Origin of the sequence: Frankia sp. CpI1-P (assembly GCF_001421075.1) — a bacterium.
Lineage (GTDB): Bacteria > Actinomycetota > Actinomycetes > Frankiales > Frankiaceae > Frankia > Frankia torreyi.
Window position 1 is genome coordinate 1 of record NZ_LJJX01000007.1, and the last position, 23,895, is coordinate 23,895.

The 23,895-nt window shown below is 69.2% G+C and carries 12 protein-coding genes and 13 pseudogenes; 10 read left to right on the plus strand and 15 right to left on the minus strand.

Annotation, left to right across the window (positions count from 1 at the left end):
* The 7 genes and pseudogenes from FF86_RS06425 to FF86_RS41860 form a co-directional block, all read left to right on the plus strand.
* The coding region (locus FF86_RS06425) for a group II intron maturase-specific domain-containing protein (protein ID WP_304438101.1) at positions 1 to 376 on the plus strand (376 nt) is incomplete at its 5' end.
* Between the two features lie 351 nt (positions 377 to 727).
* Positions 728 to 980: pseudogene (locus FF86_RS65480) on the plus strand (hypothetical protein); the annotation flags it as partial.
* 32 nt (positions 981 to 1,012) lie between these two features.
* Positions 1,013 to 1,234, plus strand: a pseudogene (locus tag FF86_RS41850) (hypothetical protein); the annotation flags it as partial.
* A gap of 1 nt (position 1,235) precedes the next feature.
* Positions 1,236 to 1,734, plus strand: a pseudogene (locus FF86_RS65485) (hypothetical protein); the annotation flags it as partial.
* 354 nt (positions 1,735 to 2,088) lie between these two features.
* A partial coding sequence (locus tag FF86_RS06440; RefSeq protein WP_242418291.1) for a TIR domain-containing protein occupies positions 2,089 to 3,800 on the plus strand: 1,712 nt, incomplete at its 3' end.
* A 563-nt stretch (positions 3,801 to 4,363) separates the two neighbouring features.
* Positions 4,364 to 5,185: tetratricopeptide repeat-containing protein (locus FF86_RS41855; RefSeq protein ID WP_242418330.1), on the plus strand; the 822-nt coding region annotated here is incomplete at its 3' end.
* 1 nt (position 5,186) lies between these two features.
* A pseudogene (locus FF86_RS41860) lies at positions 5,187 to 5,992 on the plus strand (tetratricopeptide repeat protein); the annotation flags it as partial.
* A 37-nt stretch (positions 5,993 to 6,029) separates the two neighbouring features.
* Here the strand turns inward: FF86_RS41860 and FF86_RS06450 are convergent.
* Positions 6,030 to 6,425, minus strand: a complete 396-nt coding sequence (locus FF86_RS06450; RefSeq protein WP_044885167.1) for a hypothetical protein — start codon at positions 6,423 to 6,425, stop codon at positions 6,030 to 6,032.
* 618 nt (positions 6,426 to 7,043) lie between these two features.
* Between FF86_RS06450 and FF86_RS06455 the strand changes: the two genes are divergently transcribed.
* Both FF86_RS06455 and FF86_RS65490 read left to right on the plus strand, forming a co-directional pair.
* Complete coding sequence (locus FF86_RS06455) at positions 7,044 to 7,268, plus strand: hypothetical protein (protein ID WP_044885168.1); 225 nt, start codon at positions 7,044 to 7,046, stop codon at positions 7,266 to 7,268.
* A pseudogene (locus FF86_RS65490) lies at positions 7,265 to 7,437 on the plus strand (type II toxin-antitoxin system RelE/ParE family toxin); the annotation flags it as partial. The gene FF86_RS06455 and the pseudogene FF86_RS65490, both read left to right, overlap by 4 nt.
* Positions 7,438 to 7,520: 83 nt before the next feature.
* Here FF86_RS65490 and FF86_RS63595 read toward each other — a convergent pair.
* The 9 genes and pseudogenes from FF86_RS63595 to FF86_RS06490 all read right to left on the minus strand — a co-directional run.
* Positions 7,521 to 7,655 (minus strand): annotated as a pseudogene (locus tag FF86_RS63595) (alkanesulfonate monooxygenase); the annotation flags it as partial.
* A 1-nt stretch (position 7,656) separates the two neighbouring features.
* Positions 7,657 to 8,627 (minus strand): annotated as a pseudogene (locus FF86_RS06460) (LLM class flavin-dependent oxidoreductase); the annotation flags it as partial.
* Between the two features lie 103 nt (positions 8,628 to 8,730).
* Positions 8,731 to 9,807, minus strand: coding sequence for an LLM class flavin-dependent oxidoreductase (locus tag FF86_RS06465; RefSeq protein WP_044885170.1), 1,077 nt, complete (start codon positions 9,805 to 9,807; stop codon positions 8,731 to 8,733).
* Positions 9,804 to 11,003 (minus strand): ABC transporter ATP-binding protein, encoded by a 1,200-nt coding sequence (locus tag FF86_RS06470; RefSeq protein WP_063870346.1) that lies wholly within the window; start codon positions 11,001 to 11,003, stop codon positions 9,804 to 9,806. Before FF86_RS06470 ends, FF86_RS06465 begins: the two co-directional genes overlap by 4 nt.
* Entirely contained in the window at positions 11,000 to 12,046 is a 1,047-nt protein-coding gene (locus tag FF86_RS06475; protein WP_044885171.1) for an ABC transporter ATP-binding protein, read from the minus strand. The genes FF86_RS06470 and FF86_RS06475 overlap by 4 nt, the downstream gene beginning before the upstream one ends.
* Positions 12,039 to 12,989: an ABC transporter permease gene (locus FF86_RS06480; RefSeq protein ID WP_082121857.1), complete on the minus strand. Its 951-nt coding sequence runs from the start codon at positions 12,987 to 12,989 to the stop codon at positions 12,039 to 12,041. The genes FF86_RS06475 and FF86_RS06480 overlap by 8 nt, the downstream gene beginning before the upstream one ends.
* On the minus strand, positions 12,986 to 13,369 hold a 384-nt coding region (locus FF86_RS41865; protein ID WP_242418292.1), incomplete at its 5' end, for an ABC transporter permease. The genes FF86_RS06480 and FF86_RS41865, both read right to left, overlap by 4 nt.
* A gap of 1 nt (position 13,370) precedes the next feature.
* Positions 13,371 to 14,029, minus strand: a pseudogene (locus FF86_RS41870) (ABC transporter permease); the annotation flags it as partial.
* A 139-nt stretch (positions 14,030 to 14,168) separates the two neighbouring features.
* Complete coding sequence (locus FF86_RS06490; protein ID WP_082121869.1) at positions 14,169 to 15,776, minus strand: ABC transporter substrate-binding protein; 1,608 nt, start codon at positions 15,774 to 15,776, stop codon at positions 14,169 to 14,171.
* A 723-nt stretch (positions 15,777 to 16,499) separates the two neighbouring features.
* On the opposite strand from FF86_RS06490, the gene FF86_RS61945 reads away from it, so the two are divergent.
* The gene (locus FF86_RS61945) at positions 16,500 to 16,634 is read left to right on the plus strand and encodes a hypothetical protein (protein WP_255355720.1); all 135 of its coding nucleotides are present in this window, start codon (positions 16,500 to 16,502) and stop codon (positions 16,632 to 16,634) included.
* A gap of 3,707 nt (positions 16,635 to 20,341) precedes the next feature.
* On the opposite strand, the pseudogene FF86_RS65495 reads toward FF86_RS61945, so the two are convergent.
* From FF86_RS65495 to FF86_RS65515, 5 pseudogenes are all read right to left on the minus strand, one after another.
* Positions 20,342 to 21,020, minus strand: a pseudogene (locus tag FF86_RS65495) (hypothetical protein); the annotation flags it as partial.
* A 1-nt stretch (position 21,021) separates the two neighbouring features.
* Positions 21,022 to 21,301 (minus strand): annotated as a pseudogene (locus FF86_RS65500) (ABC transporter substrate-binding protein); the annotation flags it as partial.
* Positions 21,302 to 21,336: 35 nt separating this feature from the next.
* Positions 21,337 to 22,026 (minus strand): annotated as a pseudogene (locus tag FF86_RS65505) (TIR domain-containing protein); the annotation flags it as partial.
* 10 nt (positions 22,027 to 22,036) lie between these two features.
* Positions 22,037 to 22,859: pseudogene (locus FF86_RS65510) on the minus strand (transcriptional regulator); the annotation flags it as partial.
* Positions 22,860 to 22,968: 109 nt separating this feature from the next.
* A pseudogene (locus FF86_RS65515) lies at positions 22,969 to 23,374 on the minus strand (helix-turn-helix domain-containing protein); the annotation flags it as partial.
* Between the last annotated feature and the right edge of the window lie 521 nt (positions 23,375 to 23,895).

Genomic DNA, 23,895 nt, shown 5'->3' on the forward strand with positions numbered 1-23,895 from the left:
GCCGGCACCGCCATCGTCACGATCTTCCTCTCCCTACCCGCCCAGGTCACAAGATGATAGCCGCCGCCTGGCTCATCTCATGCTGACAGATAGGGTGGTCCGCCGGTGGCGGATCAACCTGCGCACGACCGAGGACATTGCGGCGCTCGCGGCGTGGCTGAATCCGGTCATTCGCGGCTGGATGAACTACTACGGGGAGTTCTACCGCTCCGAGCTGTACCGTTTACTGCAACGCATCAATACCTATCTGGTGCGATGGGCAAGGCGGAAGTTCAAACGGCTGCGGTCGTTCAAGAAGGCCAAACGCTGGTGGAAGGGGCTGATACGTAGACAGCCCCGCCTGCTCGCCCACTGGGCATGGGTCACCAGTTTCTGACGGACTGGATGGGAAGAGCGGAGTGACAGGAGACCGTCACGCTCCGTTCTGTGGGGGCCTGGGGGTGAGATCCCCCCGGGCTACCCGGCGGTCTGGGCGGGAGCATTCGGCATCAACCGGAACCGGATCATCGGCCCTGGCCGGTGCTACACCGGCGTGGACGGATCGCCGCTGGCGCTGTCGGCCGATGGATAGTTCTCGACTCCGGGTCGGCGGTCTCTCCGGGCAGTTCCGTGCGGCGGAGCGACATCCGACGAGGTTGTCCGATCACCGCGTCGGTAGGCTGCCGGCCATGGCGGGGCTGAGTGACGCCGAGTTGGAGGCTCTGGTCGAGCGTGCTGTCGTCGATGNCTACGGCGAGGACGAACAGCTCGCAGCCTTCCAGTCCGTGATCGAGGACAATCTCGCGGTTCCCTTCCGGACCACAGTCCTGGGGGTGGAGGTGACCGTCGCGGGGATCGATCTGCTGCCTGGGAGCGGTATCGTCGCTGTCTGCGTCCGTGGGAGGCATCGTCAGGCGGTCGGCATTCTGGACCTGCCGCTGCCCACCCCGCCGCCGGCCGGGGCGGAATGGATTGAGGCGTTCCGGCACTGGGCGCTCTGACGGCGTGACGACGAGGGTGGGCTGGACAGACGATGTCGGAGTACCAATACTACGAGTTCCTGGCCGTTGACCGGCCGCTGAACGAACGGGAGCAGGCCCAGGTTCGTGGGCTGTCTACCCGGGCTTGTATCACCGCAACTCGTTTCACCAACGAGTACCACTGGGGTGACTTCGGCGGCGATCCCCGGAAGATGATGGAGCGCTTCTACGACGCTCATCTGTATCTCGCCAACTGGGGTACCCATCGCCTGATGNTCCGCCTGCCCCGGACCCTGCTCGATCTCAGGATCGCCGAGCAGTACTGCGTCGATCCGCACGTCACCGCCTGGACCACCGGGGCGTATCTCGTCGTTGACCTGAACAGCGAGGTCGAGGGTGAGGACTGGGTGGAAGGCGCCGAGGATTCGCTGGCGGCGATTGTCGGTGTCCGTGCCGAACTCGCCGCCGGTGATCTGCGGCCTCTCTACCTGGCCTGGTTGGCTGGCTGGGGAACCTGGGAACGTGACGAGCACGCTTTCGACGACGAGGAGGAGGACGAGCCCGAACCGCCGGTGCCCGCCGGGCTGGGCAGCCTGACCGCGCCCCAGCGGGCCCTGGCGGACTTCCTGCGCCTCGACGCCGACCTGCTCGCCAGCGCGGCCCAGGCCAGTTCACCCGCGCCGGCGACCAAGAACGATCCCCGCGCCCTGGCCAGCTGGATCAAGGATCTTCCGTCCGGTGACAAGGACAAGCTTCTCCGTCAGGTCGCGCAGGGNCACGGCGCCCGGGTCCAGCTGGAGATGCTGCGACGTTTCCGTGGTGAACCCGACAGCAGCGGGAACGATCGCCCTCGCCGCACGGTCGCCCAGCTGCTGGACACCGCGGCGGACCTCCGCCAGACGCGCCACCGGCTCACCGGGGTCAGGCGCGCCGAGTAACCCGGCCCGTCGAGCAGCCCGGCCCGGGAGGCTTCTCGGTCACCGGCGGCGGCTACTCGGTGCCGGCCAGCTCAGTGCCCATCGAACTGGGCCATCCTGTCCGGTTCCCATGTCGGATCGAGTGGTTTGGGTGACTGTGTCATCCTGTTCGGGTGACGGGCGGGGGCGATGGTCGCGCTCTCGATGCCTTCGTGTCCTATGCCGAGGATGGGCTCAGCTGGGCTGAGTGGATCGCGGGGGCGTTGGAGAGCGCTGGTCACCGTGTCACGCTCGAGGCTTGGGATGCGGTGCCTGGTACTCATCGGGTTTCGTGGCTGGATGGGGTGACGCAGCGGGCGCGGCGCACCATCGCGGTGGTGTCGGACGGTTACCTGGATTCGTCGGCGGCGTCGGCGGAGTGGGGTGCGGCCTGGTCGCCGCGGGTGCTGGATGGGGAGCGGCGGCTGCTGGTCGCGCGGGTGACGGACCGGCCGATTCCCGGGCTGCTCGGCCAGCTCGTCCCCATTGATCTGGTCGGTCGCAGCCGGTGGGCCGCGCAGACCGTGCTGCTCGCGGCGGTGCGTGGCGAGGCCGGGCGAGTTGAGGCTGGGCAGGTGGAGGTGGGGGACGGCGCGAGTTTCCCGGACCGCCAGTCATACCTTGGCAGGGCGGTGTTTCCGGGGGAGTTGCCGCCGGTGTGGAACGTGCCGCGGCCCGCGGCGCGGTTCGTCGGTCGGGCGTCGGCGCTGGGCCGGCTCGATGAGGCGATGTCGGGCGGCGGGCTGGTGGCGGTGACGGGTCTGGCGGGGATCGGGAAAACGAGCCTGGCCGTCGAGTACGTCCGTCAGCAGCGGATGGGGTTCGACGCGGTGTGGTGGGTGCCGGCGGGGCGCCCGGAGCTCGTCGGTGAACGGGTGCGGGCGCTCGCACCGGCCCTGGGCCTGCCGCGGCACGCGGAACCGGCGGCCGTCCTGGCCCGGCTCGACGCCGCCGACGGCCGCTGGTTACTCGTCCTCGACGACGCGGCCGGCCCCGGCGAGCTACCTGGCTGGTTGCGCCCCTCGACCGGCGCGGGTCGGATCCTGGTGACGTCGCGCGCCGACGACTGGGTGGACACCGGCGTCGTCGTGCCGCTCGGCCCGTTGGAACGCGCGGAGTCGGTCGCGCTGCTCGCCGACCGGCTCCCGGCGGTCGACCGGGCTGTCGCCGGAGCGATCGCCGGCCAGCTCGGTGATCATCCGCTTGCTCTTGATCAGGCGGCGCATCGGATCGGTCAGGCCCGGGCGCCGGCGGAGACGTACCTGGCGGCGTTGATCGACCGGCCGGCTGTGGTGCTCGGTCAGGGGGAGGTGCCGGGCCGGCCCGGGGTCACCGCCGCAACGCTGTGGGACGAGCCGCTGCGCCGCCTCGACGCGGATGCGCCGGCTGCCGGTGAGCTGCTGCGTCTCGCCGCGCATGGTGATGCCTCCGGGCCGCTGCCGTTGCGGCTGCTGGTGGCCGATCCCGAGGCGATCGGCGACCGGGAGCTGCGCGCGGCCGCGGGTGATCCGTTCGACCTGGCCGGCGCCGTGGCGGACCTGGAACGGTCCGGTCTCGCCCATCGGGACGGTTCCGCGGTGGCCCTGCATCCCCTTGTTCGCGCCGCGGTCCGCGCAGACACGAGCCCCGAGCAGGCCGATCGGCTGGTGGGCACGCTCGGCCGGATGCTGCATACGGCTCTGCCCGAGGACGTCATCGCCACCCCGGATGCCTGGCCGGCCTGGCGCGAACTTCTCCCGCACGCCCTCGCCGCCGTCGAGGCGACCGATCCCGCCGCCGACACCCCGCAGACCGCCTGGCTGGCCGAACACGCCGCCGCCTACCTCACCGAACAGGGCCACCCCGAGCAGGCCGAACCGCTCGCCGCCCGCGCGGTCGCCGCCCANGTTGGAACGCGCGGAGTCGGTCGCGCTGCTCGCCGACCGGCTCCCGGCGGTCGACCGGGCTGTCGCCGGAGCGATCGCCGGCCAGCTCGGTGATCATCCGCTTGCTCTTGATCAGGCGGCGCATCGGATCGGTCAGGCCCGGGCGCCGGCGGAGACGTACCTGGCGGCGTTGATCGACCGGCCGGCTGTGGTGCTCGGTCAGGGGGAGGTGCCGGGCCGGCCCGGGGTCACCGCCGCAACGCTGTGGGACGAGCCGCTGCGCCGCCTCGACGCGGATGCGCCGGCTGCCGGTGAGCTGCTGCGTCTCGCCGCGCATGGTGATGCCTCCGGGCCGCTGCCGTTGCGGCTGCTGGTGGCCGATCCCGAGGCGATCGGCGACCGGGAGCTGCGCGCGGCCGCGGGTGATCCGTTCGACCTGGCCGGCGCCGTGGCGGACCTGGAACGGTCCGGTCTCGCCCATCGGGACGGTTCCGCGGTGGCCCTGCATCCCCTTGTTCGCGCCGCGGTCCGCGCAGACACGAGCCCCGAGCAGGCCGATCGGCTGGTGGGCACGCTCGGCCGGATGCTGCATACGGCTCTGCCCGAGGACGTCATCGCCACCCCGGATGCCTGGCCGGCCTGGCGCGAACTTCTCCCGCACGCCCTCGCCGCCGTCGAGGCGACCGATCCCGCCGCCGACACCCCGCAGACCGCCTGGCTGGCCGAACACGCCGCCGCCTACCTCACCGAACAGGGCCACCCCGAGCAGGCCGAACCGCTCGCCGCCCGCGCGGTCGCCGCCCACGAACGCCTCGACGGCCCCGACCACCCCGACACCCTCACCGCCCGCGAAACCCACATCCGCGCCGCCCTCAACGCCGACCACCTCGCCGTCGCCGGCCCGCTGGCCGAACGCAACGCCACCGACCGCGAACGCCTCCTGGGCCCCGACCACCCCGACACCCTCACCAGCCGCGAAACCCTCGCCCGCGCCTACCAACAAGCCGGCCACCTCGACCACGCCACCGACCTGTTCGCCCAGAACCTCACCGACCGCCGCCGCACCCTCGGCGAGGACCATCCCGCCACCCTGGAAAGCCGCCACCGCCTCGGCGCCGCCCTCGACGACGCCGGCCGCGGCGACGAGGCCACCCGCCTCCTGCGACCCACCCTCACCGACCGCGAACGCCTCCTCGGCGCCGACCACCCCGACACCCTCACCACCCGCCACCAACTCGCCGCCACCTACCGACGAATCGGCGCCACCAGCGACGCCGTCGCCCACGCCGAACCCACCCTCACCGCTCGCGAACGCGTCCTCGGCCCGGACCACCCCCACACTCTCGACAGCCGTCACCAACTCGGCGTCACCTACCACCAGGCCGGCCGCCTCGCGGACGCCACCNGAGAACTCGACCAAGCGTTCACCGGCCGCGAGCATGTCCTCGGTCCCCACCATCCCCGCACCCTCGACAGCGCCCACGCCCTCGCCCGCACCCACCTCAAAGCCGGACGACCCGAATCCGCCGTTCCTCTGTTCGACCAGGCCCTGACCGGCCGCGAACGCGTCCTCGGCCCCGACCACTCGGAGACAACGGAAACCCGGGAGAGCCTAGCCGCCGCCCATCTGGCGGAAGGCCGGCCGGGCGAGGCTGTCATCCACTTCGAACGCGTTCTCGACCGCCACGAACGCCTCCTCGGCCGTGCACACCCACGCGCGATGGAAGCCCGAGATGATCTTGCGGCCCACTACCGTGACGCGGGCCAACCGGAAGCGGCCCGCCACCACCTCGAACGCCAGCTCGTCGCCCGCGCCCGGACCGACGGCGTCGCCGACGACCGCACCCTGCGCACCGCCGCCGGCCTGGCCGAGGTCTGCCGCGACACCGGCCGGCTAGCCCAGGCCGTGGACCTCAGCGAACGCGTCCACGCCGTCCGGACCCACAGCCTCGGCCCGGACCATCCCGACACCCGCGCCAGCCGGACCACCCTCGCCGACACCTACCGCCAGGCCGGCCGGCACACCGACGCCGCACCCCTCTACCGTGACGCGCTCACCGACGCCATGCGCGACCACGGCCCCTACCACCCGGACGCCATTCGCGCCCGCCGCGCGCTCACCGACGCCACCCAGCACCAGGGCGCCGACAGGCCACCCCGCCCCGAACGGCCACCGACAGCCGAAACCGGGCATTCCCGCTTCAGCCCATAACCGGCTGGGCCGGTCACCTGCCAAGCACGGCGATCCGTCAACGCGTGTCCGGAGACCCGCCGCCGTCACCGTCCGGGAAGGTATCCGTTTCGTCGGACGGACGGCCGAATCCCGCCAACTTGTCGAACAAGCGCGACCGTGCGTCATCAGGCGCACCCGACTGCTCGGCTGCGCGCTCCCGCTCCGCACGTGCACGCGCGTCCGCCGCCGCGTTCGCCTTGTCCCGGAACTCCCGCATCATCTGATCAAGCTCTCGCTGGCTCCACTCCCGCTCCTGCTCTGAAGCGAGACGGTTTGTCAGCTCGTTGTCGTCGCGGGACTGCCAGGTGCGGGTGAACGAGCCGTCCCAGTCGACCGGGCGCAGCGGCGGGCGGCCCCCGGATGGCGCCTCCGGCGGTTCCGCGGAACCGCCCCGCGCCGGCTCGGCCGGCACCGGACCAGCGTCCGCGGAGGAGCCCGGCGGAGGTGGGGCTGCGTCCCGATCGGCGTCGGGGGCCTGGTCGGGGCCGGGGTCGGTCGGGGAACTGGACACGGTCATCCTCCCTGTGGCTGGCACCGCCGGTAATGATCCCACTGCGCCCGGTTCGCCGGGCACCCGAGGGCGAACCGGCATCGCCCCAACACGGCCTGCGCGGGGAGCGCCGCCGGTCCGGCATCGCCGGAGCCGCGGACAGGAGGCCCTGCCGGCGAAATCACAACCACGCCAAGCGAGCGGAGTGCGGCCGAAGCCGGTCCAGCGGCTGCGGGCTACCAGGGCCGCCGGAGACAACCAGCATCGGCCGGCGTCGGCCGTCGAGGCGTGTCGGGCCCGGCCGGCGGGAACGATCTCCCGGGTCAGGCCGACGGTGTCGGCGGCACGCTCGTCGGACAGGACATCGAGGTGGCCGGTGGCGTAGTGTGCCACCAGGTGCCAGCGGGTCGCGGCCGACCGACGGCGTCTACGGTTTCGGCGTGGGCTATGGCTCGTACCCGCCGCGGGCTGCCCCGAGCCGGCTGCCAACCTGGGCGGCCAGTCGTTCCTTACTCCTCACCCGAACCCGAAGGAATCTCCATGGATCACGACGAGATTCGCCACCTGGTCGAGACCACCCCATCCGCCGACACTGTGGCCTCCTACCCGTTGCCCGACGACCGGATACTGTTCGTCGCCCGCGACGCCGCCGGTGCTGTGGTCGCGTCGTTCCATGTTCCGCGCCGCCAGGCGGAGCGGTTCGCGGACGGCATGGTGGCCGCCAGTCTCATCCTTGGCGCTGCCGTGGCGGAGGTTGACGTCTGATCAGGCCTGACGTCGCGCAGTTCGCGACGGCCGCCTTCTCCGTGGACCTGCTCGCCGAGCGGGTCCGTTGCTGGGTGAGCCGTACGCGCGGCAGCTCGACGGCAAGCCCCGCGAGCTGCGGTTTCACCTGGAGGGCCGGGCGGTCCGGGCGACCTGCTGGCCCGCGCCGCGGGCATGACGCAGTCGGCGCTGGCACGGTTCGAGGCCGGTGGCACCGTGGCGGCGGCGGCCTGGCGGAGCAGCCCGACCTGCTCACCTGACAGGTAGGAACCCGGCCGGCTGACGGGTCGCGCCGGCCCGCAACGCCGGGATGAGCTCCCGGCCCCAGTGCACCACGTCCTCGTAGGGGTCGAAACCACGGATGAGGAACGTGTCGACGCCGATGTCNTGGTAGCGCAGCAGCGCGTCCGCGACCTGCTGGGCCGTTCCGACGTGCCCGGAGGAGTTGCCGCCCGGTCCCGTCAGCGCCGTCACGCCGAACCAGAGCCGATCGTCGTACACCTGCTGACGGGCCGCCACCTGCTGCAGCCGTTCGGAGGCCACCGAGTTCGACAGGCCGGGGAAGCCCTGCCCGCCCTGGGTGGCCGCCGCAACCCGCCGCCGGGTCTCGGCCGCGATGGCCTCCGCGCGGGCCCAGGCGGCGTCCTCGGTGTCGGCGATGATCGGCCGCGTGGAGAGGCTGAACCGCAGGGTGCGCCCGTGCCTGGCGGCGGCGGCGCGCAGCAGGGCGATGCGCTGCGCGGTCTGCTCCAGTGGCTCGCCGAACAGCATGTAGACGTCGGCGTGCTGGGCGCCGACCGCGACGGCGGCGTCCGACTGCCCGCCGAAGAACAGCGGGATGCCGGCGGGGGTGGCGGGCCTGACCGAGCTGTACGCGCCGGCGAACCGGTAGAAGCGGCCCTCATGGTCGAAGGGGGCGTCGGCGGTGAGGGTCCGGCGCAGCACCGCCATGAACTCGGCGGTGCGCTCGTAGCGGGTGTCGTGGTCGGCGAAGTCGCCGTCCCGGCGCTGGTCGGCGTCGTTGCCGCCGGAGATGTGGTGGATGGCGACCCGCCCACCACCGCTGAGCTGGTCGAGGGTGGCCAGCTTGCGGGCGACGAGTGTCGGCACGACGAATCCCGGCCGGTGCGCGATGAGGACGCCGAGGCGCTCGGTCGAGGCCAGGACGTGGCCGGCGACGGCGAAACCGTCCGGTGAGGTGGCGCCGTAGCCGATGAGCACCCGGTCGAACCCGGCGGCGTCGTGGGCCTTGGCGAACCGGGTCAGGTAGGCGGTGTCGACGGCGGGGCCGTCGAAGAAGGAGCCCCGGGTCTCCGACGCCTCCTTGGTGCTCACCATGCCGAGGATGTCGAGGGACATGCGCGCAACCTCCGAGCTGTGCTGAAACTGGGTTGTCCTGACGCCGGGCCGGGCCGAAGCCGGGTCAGGCCGAAGCCGGGCCGAAGCCGGGTGGAGCCGAGGATCAGGCGGGCACCGGCTCGCGGTCGGCGGTCTGGTCCCGCACGAGGCGGATGAGGGTGCCGTAGTCCCGGGCGTCCGCGACCGGGTCGAAGCCGCGGATGAGCAGGGTGGACACCCCGACGTTGACGTAGTCGACGAGGGACTCGGCGACCTGCTCGTAGCTGCCGACCAGCGCCGTGGAGTTGCCGGCCGCGCCGGTGGCCTTGGCGATCGCGGTCCACAGCCGCTTGTCGTGCACGTCGCCCTCGGCGGCGAACTTCAGCAGCCGCTGGCTGCCGACCTGGGTGGCCCCGTCGATACCGATCGCCCGCTTGAACTCACCGGCCCGCGCCTGGGTGAGTTCGAGGATGTCGGCGGCCCGGTCCCAGGCGGCCTGCTCGGTGTCGGCCGGGATGGGGCGCAGGCTCACGCTGAACCGCGGGTCGCGTCCGTGCGGCGCCGCCGCCGCGCGTACCTGCCCGATCCGTTCGACGATCCCGGCCAGCGGCTCTCCCCAGAACGCGTACACGTCGGCGTGCCTGCCCCCGACCCGGATCGCGTCGGCGGAGGCCCCACCGAAGTAGATCGGGATGTTCCCCGCCGCCGGGCGTACCGACGACCAGCCGCCGCGCACCCGGTAGAACTCGCCGTCGTAGTCGAACGGCGCCGCCGACTCCCATTCCCGGCGCAGCACGTCGAGGAACTCGTCGGTGCGGCGGTAGCGGGTCACCTTGTCGGTGAGGTCCCCGTCCCGAGCCTGGTCCACGTCGTCACCACCGGTGATCACGTGCAGGGCGACGCGGCCCGGGTGGAAGGCGTCCAGGGTGGCGTACGTGCGGGCGGCGATCGTCGGGGCGACGAAGCCGGGACGGTGCGCGAGCAGCACCTTCAGGGTCGTCGTGCGGGAGAGGATCTGGTCGGCGACGACGAAGCCGTCGGGCATGGCGGAGGAGTGCGCGACGAGCACCCGGTCGAAGCCGGCGTCCTCGTGCGTGCGAACCAGCTGTTCCAGATAGGCCGGATCGACGGCCTGGCCGGCGAAGCCCTGCGACTCGCTGCCCGCGGCTGTGCTGGCGATCCCGATGAACTCGACGCTCACGCTGAGGATTCCTTCCGGGCGGTGACGGCGGTGGTTGGGGTGGCGGTGGCGGCGGTCTGGTTCCGCCAGGTGTCGGTGTGATGGCAGGCCACGGTCCAGTCGCCGGCGGGTCGGCCGGCGGCGTCCTGGGACGGCGGGGTCTGCGCGCAGACGTCGGTGGCGAAGCGGCACCGGTGGGCGAACACGCAGCCGCCCGCCCACCGCGCGGTCGCGTCGTCGTCGGGACGCTGCGAGCGCAGCTGGGCCGCGGCGAGCCGGTCCCGGCCGTGGATGTCAGGTGCGGAGGCGATCAGCAGCGCGGTGTACGGGTGGCGCGGCCGGGTGAACACGTCCGCGATCGGCCCGGCCTCCACCACCCGGCCCCGGTAGAGCACGACCACCCGGTCCGCGATCCCGGCCAGGGAGCTCAGATCGTGGGAGATCACGACGATCCCGAGGGCCAGCCGGCGGCGCAGTTCGTCGAGCAGCAGCAGGATGTGGTTGCGGTTGGAGGCGTCCAGCGCGCTGACCGGCTCGTCGCACAGCAGGAGTCGAGGGTCGGCGACGACCGCGCGGGCGATGGAGGCACGCTGCCGCTGGCCGCCGGAGAGCTGCGCCGGGAGCCGGTCGGCCACCGCCGGGTCGAGGCCGACCTGCCGCAGCGCACCAGCCACCCGCTCGGCCCGCTGCGCCCGGCTCCCGACGCCGGCGATCGCCAGTCCCTCCCCGACACTGGCCCCGACGGTGAGCTCCGGATCGAGCGAGCGCAGCGGATCCTGGAAGACGAACTGGATCGCGCCGCCCCGCCGGAACCGCCGCCGGGCCCGGCCGCGCAGGCGGGCGATGTCCCGGTCGTCCAGCAGGACCCGGCCGCCGTCCGGGGTGGTGAGGCCGGCGATCGCCCGAGCCAGCGTCGTCTTGCCGGAGCCGGTCTCGCCGACGACGCCAACGATCTCGCCGGGCCGGACGGTCAGCTCCACATCGTCGAGCACGCGGATCCGCCGGCCGCCCCCGGGCCGGGCGAAGGACACTCCGAGCTCCTCGACGTGCAGCAACGGAGCCGACGGGGTGGACGAGGCCGACGGGGTGGAGGGAGCCGACGGGGTGGACGGGATCGGAGAGGTGGACGGGGTCGGAGAGGTGGACGGGGTCGGCGGGGTCGGCGGGGTCGCGGCGGAGGCCGCCCGCCCGGCGGCGTCGAGGTCGGTGTCGGTCATCGTGACGCTCCCGCTCCCGCTCCAGCTCCGGCGGCTCCGGCTCCGGCTCCGCTCAGCGCGATCTCGTCGACGCGAACGCACCGGACGGCCCGGCCATCCGCCAGTTCGGTCAGCGGGATCGGCCGGGTGCGGCACTGCTCGGTGGCGAACGCGCACCGGTCGGCGAACCGGCAGCCCGGCAGCGTGGCACCGACCGCGGGTGGCTGGCCGTCGATGACGGCGAGGTTGCGTCGCTCCCAGCTGCCGACCGAGGCGACCCGCAGCAGGGCCTCGGTATACGGATGCCGCGGCGCGCGCAGCACGGCGGCGGTCGGCCCGGCCTCGACGATTTCACCGGCGTAGAACACCAGCACCCGGTCGCAGAACTCGGCGATGACGGCGAGGTCGTGGGAGACCGCGATGACCGCCAGGCCGCGGTCGGCCCGCAGCCCGGCGAGCAGTTCGAGCACCTCGGCCTGGATGGTGACGTCGAGAGCGGTCGTCGCCTCGTCGGCGATGAGCAGTTGCGGATCTCCCGAGACGGCGATGGCGAGCACGACCCGCTGCAGCATGCCGCCGGACAGTTCATAGGGATACTGGCGGTAGACGCGGGCGGGTTCGTGCAGGCCCATGGCCGCGAGCAGCCGCACCGCGGCGTCTCGGGCGTCCCGGCGGGACCGGCCGAGCTTCACCCGCAGCTGCTCGGCCAGCTGGTGCCCCACCGGCACCGACGGGTTGAGGTAGGACGCCGGGTCCTGGAACACCGCGGCGATCCGCGTGCCACGCAGCTGGTCCCAGGCCCGCCGCGGGATCCCGACCAGCGAGGTACCGGCGAAGTCGATCGTTCCGTCGCTCACCGCGCAGCCGGGCGCGAGCACCCCGAGGACCGACCGGCAGACCAGCGTCTTGCCGCTGCCGGATTCACCGACGATGCCGACCGTCTCGCCGCGGCGGACCTCGAACGACACCCCGCGGACGGCCTCGGTCCGGCCGCCGGCGATGGTGACCCGCAGACCGTCGATCGTCAGCAGCACCTCGGCGGGGTGGGTGGTCGGCTCAGGCATGGGACCTCTTCTCCTGCGCCGGGATGGTCTTCTCCTGCACCGGGATGGTTTTCTCCTGCGCCGGGATGGTGACGGCGGGTCGGCGGAGACGACTCCGGCCGAGCGGGATCGTCGCCACCCCCGTGGTGTCCCGGATGGCGTCGGCGATCGCGTTCAGCATCCCGGCGGACAGCATGATCGCCAGTGCCGGGAACAGCGGCGCCCACGGTTGCTGGGCCAGGAAGCCGAGGTCACTGGAGAGCATCCCGCCCCAGGTCGGGGCCGGTGGCTTCACCCCGATGCCGAGGAACGTCAGCGAGGACACGCTCAACAGCACGATCGCGGACATCTGCGCGGTGGTGACCGCGACCGTCGGGAACACCTTGGACCAGACGTGGTGGCGGATGATCCACCAGCGGGACGCCCCGAGCAGCTCGGCGATCTCCACGTACTGCGCGCGGGTGAGGGTGAGGGCCGCCGCCCGGGTGACCCGGAAGAACAGCGGCGCGAGGAACACCCCGACGGCCAGCATCGCCTGCTCCTGGCCGTTGCCGATAACGCCGGTCACGGCGATCGCGAAGACGATGTAGGGCAGGGTCATCACCGCGTCGGTGATGCGCTGGGCCACCCATTCGAACAGTCGGCCGAAGTAGACCGAGCCCAGTCCCGCCGGCACCCCGAGCAGGAAGGCCACGGCCACCGCCTCGACCGCGCCGACCACCGAGCGGCCGGTGGCGTCCATCAACCGGCTGAGCACGTCGCGGCCGAGATAATCGGTGCCGAGCCAGTGCGCCCCGCTGGGGCCGGCCAGGATGTGGCCGGTGTCCTGGGCGAGCGGGTCGTGTGGGGCGAGCGCCCCGCCGGCGAACCCGAAGAAGGCGACCACGGCGAGGATCACCAGCGCGATCTTCGTGGACCGCAGCCGCAGGGCCCGCCGCAACGGGCCGCGCGCGTTCTCGGTCACGGCTGCTGCCTCCTCGCGTGCGGTGTCAGGCGCAGCAGGGCGGCGTTCACCAGGAGGTTGGAGACCACGACGAGCCCGATCATCGTGACCAGCACCCCCTGGATCACCGGGATGTCGCCCTTGCCCGCCGCGTCCAGGCTGAGCTTGCCGAGGCCCGGCAGGTTGAAGACCGCCTCGGCGACGACCATGGCCCCGATGATCTGCGGGATGGAGTAGCCCAGCACGGTGATCGCCGGCCCGGCGGCGTTGCGCAGCGCATGGCCGAACACCACCCGCAGCTTCGTCAGGCCGCGGACGTCGGCCCCGGTGACGTAGTTCTCCCGCAGCTCCCCGACGAGGGAGGTCCGCAGCTGGCGGGCGATGGCCACGGCGCCCTCCACNGCGAGCGCGATCGCCGGGAGGATCGCGAAGCGCAACCACCGCCCCGGGTCCTCGCTGAACGGTACGTAGCCGCCGGAGGGCAGGATCGGGACCGTCACCGAGAACAGCACGATGAGCCCGATGCCGATGACGAACGGCGGCACGGTCGACGCCGCCGAACACAGCAGGGTGACCCCCCGGTCGAACCAGCCGCCGCCCGACAGGGCCGCCCCGATGCCGAGGGCGCCGCCGAGCAGGACGGCGATCAGCACGGCGAGGAGCGTGATCGAGAGGTTCACCGGCAGTGCCTGGCTGATGCTGTCCGTCACCGGGAGGGTGGTGTAGTAGGACCGGCCGAGGTCCCCGGTGAGGGCGTGGCCGAGCCAGCTGAGGTACTGGACGACCAGCGGCCGGTCGAGACCGAAGTAGTGGTTCATCCGGTCGATGTCCGCCGGCGTCGCGGTCTCGCCGAGCACCTGCGCCGCGGGGTTGGTGTCGGTGAGGGCACCCAGCCCGTAGGTGATGATCGTGGCGATCAGCACCACCGGGATGCCGACGAACAGCGTGCTGCGCAGCAGCCGCAGCACCGCCATGCCCCACTGTGCGGCCCACCGGCTCAGCGGGACGCCCGCCCCCCGGCCGGTCAGCCCCGCCGGCGCATCGAACTCAACTGCCGTCATCGGCCGCCCTCCACCCGCTCACCGGACCACCCGCTCACCGGACCACCCGCTCACCGGACCGCCTGCTCACCGGACCGCCTGCTCACCGGACCACCCGCTCATCGGACCGCCTGCTCATCGGACCAGCTCGTGGCCGGGCTCAGTTGACCCGGACGCCGTCAAAGCGCTGCACCGCCAGGTAGCTGCCGAGCGGCGAGACGTTCTTCTTGCGGGCGAGGACGCGCGGCTGGGTGTACAGGAAGATGTTCGGCATCCGCTCGACCGCGATCCTGGTGGCCGCCTTGAGCACTGTCGGATACGACGGATCCTCCAGCGGCGTCTGGCGCACCTTCTGCAGGGCCGCGTTCAGTTCGGGCGGCGTCCTGCGGCCGGGATTCATCAGACCCTGCTCGCCGAAGAGCACCTGGAAGGCCTGCACGGCCGAGTCCCGCCCGGCGAAGCCGTCCACCGCGAAAGCCTTCGCGTGCTGGATGTACACGATCTGGGTGGCCTGGGACGCCGGGATCGTGTCGATGGTGACCTTCACGCCGACCTTGGCCAGCTGCGCCTGCACCTGCTCGGCGAGAGCGGAGCTCGCGCCGGTGGCGGTGAGCGGCAGCTCCAGACCGTTCGCGTAGCCGGCCTCGGCGAGCAGCTTCTTCGCCTTGTCCGGGTCGTAGGGGAACGCATTGTCCAGGCTCGGGTCGTGGCCCACGTACCCGGGCGGGAACGGCTGGTAGTTGACCACCCCGAGGCCGAACGTCTGGGCCTTGGCGAGCGCCGCGCGGTCGAGGGCGTGCTTGAACGCCTCGACGACCAACGGGTTGTCGAACGGCTTCTTCGTGACGTTGACGTCGAGCACCGTCGTCACCAGGGAGGGGATGACCTGCACATCGAGGCCGGCCGCCTTGGCCGCGGAGACCTGGCTGCCCGGGATCTGGGCGACGTCGAGCCGGCCGGACTGCAGCGACGCGATCGCCGTCGCCGCCTCGGGCAGCGGATACAGCTCGAAGTTCCCGATATGGATGTTCGCCTTGTCCCAGTACCCGGGGAACCGGACGAGCTTCGCCGACTGGTTCGGCACGTACTCGGTGAGCCGGAACGGCCCGGCGCCGACCGGCCTGGTGGCCAGCCCCTTCGCGTCCTTCTCGAACGCCGCCGGACTGACGATCATCCCGGTTTTGCCGGCGAGCAGGCTCGGGACCTGGTAGTCGACGGACGAAAGCTTGAGGGCGACGGTCCGTGCGTCGTCATCCGCGGCGACGGCCTCGACGGTGGCGAGCTGGGCGGCGACGAGCGAGCCGGGGAAGGTCAGACCCCGCTCGATGCTCTTGCGCACGGCGGTGGCGTTCACCGGCGTGCCGTCGCTGAACGTGAGACCGGGCCGCAGAACGAAGGTGACCTGGTCGCCCTTCCCGTTGTACTTCCACGACTCGGCCAGCGCCGGTACCGGATTGCCCTTCTCGTCCAGTTTGGTGAGGCCGGCGTAGACCAGTGACAAGGCGTGCACGTCCCAGCCGGCGGACGAGGTCACCGGATCCCAGGAGGTGACCGTGGACCAACCCCACCGCAGCGTTCCCCCGTCCTTGCCGGCGGACGAGACCGAACCGCTGCCACCGCCGCAGGCGGCGAGCAACAGCGACGAGCCGGCGAGCGCGCCGAGACCGAGGAAGCCTCGGCGACCTAGCACCGTTGAATCGGCTCGCGATTGTGCGTTCACGGGGGGCGGTCTTCCTTTCTGAAGACGTGCATCTCTGAGGACGTGCATCATCGAGGGCTGTCGGCGAGGCCGTGGGCGTCCGCAGGCAGGAAAATCGGGCGCGCGGAAGGAGGCGTTTCCCGGACGCGAAACATACGCCGGCCATGTTCATCGCCCGGCGGCGTAACGCGTTCGAAACTCGCCCGATATCAGCTTTCAGGTCTTCCGCGGGGGCCACGAAAAAGAGCGGTCGGCCAGCCGGCGGAAGTCAGGAGAAGTCAGCCGGTCAGCGACAGAGGGCGCTGGCCGTCCGCTGGTAGTCCACGTAGCGACATGCCACGGAGAGGAATCTCGACCGCATGGATGAACAATGCCCGACTCGCGACCTCGCCGTCAACACACGACCAGGCACGATGCGTGCCGATCATGGCGTCACGCCCTATACGTCTGTTTTGTTCCATGTGACAGCGTCGTCCGAGCGGGCCGAAGCCATTGTCAAGCCCCAGCGCGGCGCATCATGAGGTGAGCAGCATCTCGATGATCTTCTGGAGTCAGGCGACCTCGCCTCGGTCGACACGTCGTGGTGGATCGCGTGGAACGAGTCGCTGATCGGTTGCGTCTGAGTGTCCGGTCGCGGGTCGCGAGCGGAATGTGTCCGACTGCGGGACGGTGTCCGAGCGAGTGCACGGCCGGTAACGGTGTCTTCTGGTCGACGCTCCGGTTGCGGGAGCTCGCGTTGAGGTCGACCTGCTGGTCCGCCGCTTCCGCTGTGGGACCGGCAAGTGCGTCCGGGTGACGTTCGCCGAGCAGGTGACGGGGCTGACCAGCCCGCACGCCCGGTTCATCCCGCTGGCGCGGCAAATGGTGGAGGCGGTCGGGTTGGCGCTGGCGGGCAGGGCTGGCGCCCGCCGTGCAGGAAGCCGCTGAATCGGGGGTTCTGGAGCAAAACGGATCATGTCCTCAGCCTTGGACGACCCAGTTCTTGATCTTCTTTTCGATGTGTTTCCGCAGCCCGTCGGCGTCGGGGCTGGCGGGCACCACGCCACTGAAGCATTCGCTCGATCGTTTGGCGAGTAGTGTCTCCACGCTCCTGGCGTGGCTGGAAGGGAACGCGAGAAAGGATTTGCCTGGCCCGAGTTCGGTCGAGAGGCCAAGGAAGGAACGGCCGATGTTGAGGCCGGGCGGTGCGCTGTAGTTTTTTGCCTCGATGGCGGCAATCAACTTGGATGCCCGCGGATGGACGTTCGCCTGCCGGCTCCGCTGCGCCTCGTCGTGATCGAGTACGGCGACGTCGCACTCGTGGGGGACACCGGACGTTGCGAGCACGAAGACGCCCAGGTGGATCTCGAGGATGCGTGTCGGGCTGAACGTGACCTTCGCGTACGTGAACTGTTGGTTCCACAGGTTCCCGGGGGAGCGTCGGAACACGACGGCTCGAGGCCGGCTGTGACCGTCGTTGGTGAGCAGGACGGTCCCCCCGGCGTCCCGGGCGGCCCGGACTGCCTCGGTCAGGAGGGCGGCCTCGTACAGGTCGGACTCTGTGGCGGCGTCCACGTAGACGTCGCTGAGTGTGTCAAGTGCTGCACGCACGGCTGCGAGCGCGGCGTCCCTGCTCNCAGCCATGACGAAAGCTCCTGCTGCAGTGGCGCAAGCTCCTGCTCGACGATGCCTCGGCGCCATTCTGCCTCCCGGGCTTGCACACCGATGTTCAGAACTCTGGGACTGGGATCGTCTTCGTCCGCAAAGACGATCTGGTTGCCAGACAGGTCGGTGAGTTCCAGAAGACCAATCAGCGCTCGTCTTGACGCGGCCATGGTCCGGGCCGCGGTCACGAGAGCCTCACATAGCAGGCGAAGCCGCTGGTCCCCGTCATACTCGATCACCGCGACGTCAGCGCGCCCGATCCTCGCGCTTTCGGTGTCGGTGATCCGCTGATCGCNCAGCCGGCGCTCTCGCGCGGAGAGTTCGAATCCGCGGACCAGCCGGCCCCTCGTCACCTCGGCCCGGAGCTGCTGCGCGATCTCCCCAGATAGTCCCTCGACCTGCAGCATCAGCTCTTCGTAGATCTCGCCGCTCTGTTCCAACCCGGTGCCCTTCGTTCAACTGGTCCCGTGTCCACCACCAAAGCACTAAACGCGGCCGGCTGCTCGAACTTTTCTGCCTCCGAAAGATACTCTAGGACATCATGGGCGGTCCGGTTCCGCGACCCTTGCGGCTGACCGCACAGTCGCGGGCGGCCAGCCGCACCCAGGATGGCAACGGGATAGGGCCGAATCAAGGAGCCTCGATCGAGGCACCCGTTTTCCGGTGAGNATGCCGACGTCCACCGAACTACAGACCGGCCTGGTACCCGTTCGCGGATCGATGCTCTGGCTCGTCATCGGGATCTGCGCCGACGCCGTCATCGGTGAACGGATCGGGGTCGGACTCCGACTCCGTGGTGATGCCAACAACGACGTCGGGACTAGAATTCGCGTGGTGGTGTCCGCCGGGCTCCCGGGCTGCCGGTTCCTGGTCCTGCGTGGGACCGGATGGGGCGGTACTGGCAGGCGGTGGACGTAGCGTCTGCGCGAACTCCTCCATCTGATAGTCGTGGAAGGTCTCGGCGATCTGGTCGGCCAGCAGCCGGCGTTGCGGATCGTCGTGGGTAAGGCCAGCCGAGTCCAGCAGCCTGTTGAGGTGGTCGGCCGCCGTGTCAGGTATGCGCTGGGACGCGGCACCGTCTATGCCGTTCCGATGGTGGCCGTCCGAGTGACCGTTGCCGTCTGCAAGGGAAGCTGTCGTCTGCGCCGGAAAGCGGTCGAGGCGGTGGAACCATTCAGGCAAATCGCGGTTGTTCGCGGCGGCGGAAAGCCGAGCGAGTTGATGCAGATCCCCGATCGTGCGTTCGACCTGGTGGTCGTTCCGGGCCAGCCACCACACGACCGTGCTGCCGGTGTCCTTGAGTACGTCGTCGGCGAGGTACCGACGCTTGAGCTGGTCCCACCGCCATTCGTGTTTCCAGACCTCTTCATCCTTGCGCATGTCCGCCAGCTTGTCGAGGCGTTTCTGATCATGGTCGGTGAGAGTGAGCACGATGTCCTCGGCCATCACCATTAGTTGACCAGAGCGGTCGCGCTCCAGGTTGNCGAGCCAGCCGCTTAGCTCCTGTTCGACGAGCGCCGCGCGGGCGGGGGGACTCTTCTCGGTCACCAGCCGAGCGCGCTGAATGATCGCCTCGCGCGCGGCGCCGGCCTGGTTGGCGAGCGTCGTGATCNGGTTCAGCTCGATCGTCCCCCAGCGGACCGTGGCTGAGAACAGGAAGTCATAGTCCGCGGTGCTGCTTGGCACTCTAACTCTACTGAGTCGGTGCTCACTCTGACTGATCGGTCGCGGCGCGGAGGTGGGAATCGGGATGTTCTGCGATCGGAAATCGAGACGCTTGATATTTCGCAAAAAAAGGAGTCCGACGGCAAGGGCAGTAAAAACGAGAAAGATCGGCACGGTCGTCCAGGAAAAATGATTCCATGGCACGACGAGAATTCCTACCAAGCCGCCGATGACTATGAGTAGAGTCGCGACGGCTGCGCGGCGGAACGGCACGATGATATCTCCCCACGCTGGTATTCTGGTCAGTGTGCCACGCGACTTCGCGCGGTATGAATCTTCCGCAATAGCTGTACTCTTATGTGGCTGCGCGCCTGGTATGTGCTGGTGTCCGCCGTGTCGGCCCATAGGCATGCGACTCCATAGAGGCGGGCCAAAATGCCGACCTGTCGGTCGCAGGCGGTCACCAACAGGTCGAGAATTACCTCGCGATACCGCTGGGCATCGGCTGCCTCGTCCAGCCAGCTGCCGATCCGCTCAGTCCCGATCACCTGGTCTTCGGTCAGAACACCATTCCAGCAGGCTGCGAGATGATCGCGTACGGATGGCTCGTCGAGGAGCGGACCAGCGAGGCGATCAGGGGAGCGGACCAGGGCCGTCGGAATGGAAAGCGCGAGGAAAAGCGTGGTATCAACCTCCCATCGGGCCCGGTCGGATCCCTTTCCCTGACCGAAGGTCATTGCGAGTCGACTGAACATCAGCCGTCGTAGGCTCTGGCTGTCCGCGACGAGTCGCAGCAGCGCCTCTCTCGGCATGGGCAAGCCACGTTGGCGTCGCGTGAGATGGTGTAGCCGGACCACGGCCTGTTCCGGATGGCGTTTCGCGATCACCTCGCTGCACATCGCCACGAGAACGCCAACGAGACATTTGCTCAGCCGTGATTCCTGAGACCATTCGTAGATCTTCCGTCGGAATACGCTGGCCGCCTCCTCGTGTTCAAGTCCGTATCGAAGAACGCGATCCGCAGCCTGCGGAAGCAAGCCGCGTCTTTCATTTGTCGTCCATTCCAATACCAGATCTATCAAAGTCGACCAGTCGTTCGGGTAACGCCCCCTCAAGCACTGCTCGGCAAGTCGCTCAGCCAGTCCGTCGCGACTTCTTTCTGTTAGATCGGGCGACCGGATGGCCCCGTCTATCCAGTTAATAAGGTGCGATCGCAGATCGGGCCTTTTATTCCAGTAATGGATCTGGATCGCTCTGTCATATCCAAGCTCTCTGAAACAAACACGACCGAACCGGTCTTCGGTGGCACCGATCTCCTGTAACCNTGCGGCCAGGTCATCCTGAACAAGCAACGGTAGATCATTCGGTGGATGCTCCGTCGTTTGCAGAAGAAGTTCGGTGGCCACCTGGATGTCATGGGACGGCGCCTCATGCAACATAGCGACGGTGAGTAGCAGCGCTCGCTGAAAGCCACTCTGGTGTTTCCCGAGGAGATCCGTCACCTGGGCTGACTGATCCGCGATGGCGACGCAGGCACGGCGGCACCAGTCGGCGGGCCCCTCCTTTGGCTGGCCCTGGTCACGTGCACGACGGATCAGCGAGGCGATATCGGCCGTTCGCTGCATGGAGGGCTGTCCCGCCAGGTTCTCGGCGACCTCGGGGGGCAGATGGGTATCCTGACCAAGATCGATCTCGGATATCTTAAGGTGTTTCTCTAGGACCCGTTTCTCGGACAGCCGTCCGATCTCGACGAGAAGGCCCTCGAACTCGTTCCGGAGCTCGCGGGTCTCGGGGAGGATGACGACCAGATACGCGCTGCGCTCCAGGACGGTCGCCCGGAACGACGACAGCTCGCCCTGAACCTGGTCCCAGAGAACGCCATTCGCGGTGGAAAGATCCAGCCATAACTGATCACCGGCACCGATGTGGTCGGTGGAGAGGCGACTTCGCCCGTCCTCTGTCTCCGGCAACAGCTCGTGCAACGTCCCGAACGGACTGGCGAGGNCATAGAGGAGCACCTGTGCCGCTGTCCTTCGTCCGCTGCCGGCCTGTCCACTGAGCAGAACAGTTCGTCGATCCATCAGGATGTTCCGCGCGTCCCGATATCCCGGCGGCTGCACGAAGCGGTCATACAGCCAGACGAGATCGTCCTCGGCAATCCGTCGAGGATTCCATCGTTCTCTGTCATGCGCATATGTGCCGTACTGATAAACGTTCAGCACCCCGGAGCCGGCGTTGACGGCGCCAGAAGAATCCGTAATGATAGTTCTAAGCTGGTCGGTCATTCGTCGTTCGATACCTCTCGGGAGGTGTCGAAGCNCTGGTTGACGTCGCCCAGATGCTCGCCCGCCGTGTAGTTTACCCCGTTGCCGGAAAAGTGTTTTGAGTGATTGTAAAGATTACCCTTTCCTGTGTTCGTCGGCCCGCTCGTTCCCTTCACGATTGTGCCGGCATCGCCGTCAACGGTATTGCCGAGCAGTACCGTACCGTATGCTTCGCCGACAGAGTTCCTGGTGAGTTGCGGCGTCGCGGAGTCCGGGTGGCTACGGTCGGCCTCACGTAGAGTCGAGGACAACTCGCACAGCTTGTCGCCGAGAGTGTTAAGGTCACGCCCTATGTTGTGCTCGTCAAGGCGACAGGACTGACTGGTGGCGAACCAGTGTAGGTCTCTGGGCAGATCCGATCTGCGCAGTCGGTCGGTCTTCCGGCCGTCCAGGAGCGCGATGACCTTGTTGTTGTTTCGATGTGCTTCCATGATCTCCTGTCGTACCCAGTCCTTCGGATCGTGTAGGGCGGGGGAAGCGGCCCAGCTCGGTCCTACCACGGCAATTAGGACGGCGCATCGCCGTGCGTTGGCGATTAGCTCCTCGTCGAACTGCGTTCCGAGCGGGATCGATTTGGATGCCCGAAAGATGAGCTCGCTTCCGAAACGATGAGAGAGTTCCCGCTCGATCGTGATAGCGGTCTTGTCTCCGTCGCCGGTGCGATAGTTGATGAAGACTTCGGGCATGGGACTCTCCTCACGGGGTCACGATTTTTAGTGCTGTACTGAGATCTGGGGTTAGCGCCTGGACTGCCGGATTGCGGGGGTACCGCGCGAGGGTGCGGGCGAGCTGCCGTAGGTCGGCGGCGATAGTCGCGGAGCTTACGGTCAGCGCATCGGGGAGAACACGGCTGGCGAGTTCACAGGCGTGGTCGACGTTGCCGGCCGTCACGTGGGCCCGAGCCCGGCGAGTGCCATAACGGGCGTTCGTGCGCAGGGCGTACGCCGGCACCTGGGCCATCTCTCTGTCCATCACCTCGGCCGCCTGCTCGGGCCGACCAAGGTCGAGGAGACACCAGCCGGTGATCATGGCTACCGTGTCGGCGAGATGCGTCGTACCGATGACGGGTGCGCCTTCGTCGAAGACCGCATCGGCGAACAGGTCGCGGGCCTCATCCAGGCAGCGCATGCAGGCGTTGTAGTCCCCGTTGATCGCATGTCCCTGGGCTTCGCGCTGCGCGGCCAAGCCTTGGATCCGCGGCGGGAGCCCGCCATGCCGCGCCTGTCGGGCGAGCGCGACGGTCTCGTCGCCCTGTTCCCGGTAGAGAGTGATCAGCGCGCGCCGGACCATGGCGTAGGCGGCGAGATGGTGGTCGCCACCTGCGGCGGCCAGTTCGACTGCCCGCTGTGTCCACCACAGAGCCGCCCGGTCGTCTCCGGTCTCTTGCGTCAGCCAGCCGACGTACTCCGCATAGCGTGAACCGAGGCGAAGAAGCTCCTGCCGCATGCGCGGCCCCGCGTGCGTCGAGAGTTCTCGTAGGGTATGTGTCTGCGCGATGAGGGCCGGCAAGAGGAAGCCGNGGCTGACCGACTGGCCGAGCCGCCGATAGTTGTCGAACAGCGTGCGAAATGTCTCCAGGGCCGAAGTGTTCTCCATGCCGACTCTGGCTTCGAAAGGACCTTGGGTGNCGAGGCCGATACCCATCGCGGAAGTCACGCCTGCCGCCATGATTTGGCGTCTACCGATGGGCTGGAACCAGCTCTTGCCCTCCGGGGAAAGCTGCATAAGCCAAACCTCCTCTTCGTGTCCGTCATCTTCGGCTGATATCTTCGCCGTGGATGCCAGCCTCTTAGCGGACAGTAGCGCAACAAGTACGCCACCTGTCTGCAGTGTGTTATCGCATAGCTGCGCAAGCTCGTGATTGGGTGCCTTCAGCCCACGTTCGACCTTGCTGAGATGCCCTTTGCTGTAGTGCACCGCGGTGGCCAGTTGTGTGAGTGTGATACCGGCGGCAAGACGCAGCTTCCGTAGTTCGCCTCCGAAGAACTTATCTTCGCCGATCACGTCTACCTCCGTCGCTGTCCGAACATCCATCGTCGTCTGTTCGCCCAGCCGAGTGTCTCGCAGATCGAGTGTGCCAGTTGTGGAAGGGAGGAAACCCAGATGCGGAATGTTTCCCGTTTCCTCTTGCCGGTGTGGGCGGGACCTCGTGGCGCCACTGGAGTTGGAGCTCCAGGCCACCCTGCTTGAACGTGATGTGCGCCGAGGAGGCAGTCGCGACTCCAGAGCCCCGGCGAGGTTGCTTTCTAGCTAAGAATTAGGCGATCCGGTACATCGCGAGGTGGCGGCAGGCCCGCGAGATAGCGCTCACGCCGGCCGAGCAGGCGTCGCCGCTGGCGCGTCGTTCCTACGACCTGCGGCACGCGGCCGTATCGCCCGGCCGGTCGACCACTCGTGAGACACGGCGGGTCCGTGGCCACCAGCCTGAACGGCACCGGCTCGGCACACAGGAATGCGACATCCGGCAGGCGGTCCCGCCCACCGCCAGCGACCCGAGTCGGAGTCAGATCCGCCGGTACCTTCGCGGATCATGCGTCGCCGGCGGCGACCGCCAC

Excerpts from the sequence above, each read along its gene's own strand:
- FF86_RS06490 (WP_082121869.1), bottom strand. The coding sequence starts at position 15,776 with ATGCACGTCCTCAGAGATGCACGTCTTCAGAAAGGAAGACCGCCCCCC.
- FF86_RS06455 (WP_044885168.1), top strand. The coding sequence starts at position 7,044 with ATGGATCACGACGAGATTCGCCACCTGGTCGAGACCACCCCATCCGCC.
- FF86_RS06475 (WP_044885171.1), bottom strand. The coding sequence starts at position 12,046 with ATGCCTGAGCCGACCACCCACCCCGCCGAGGTGCTGCTGACGATCGAC.
- FF86_RS06470 (WP_063870346.1), bottom strand. The coding sequence starts at position 11,003 with ATGACCGACACCGACCTCGACGCCGCCGGGCGGGCGGCCTCCGCCGCG.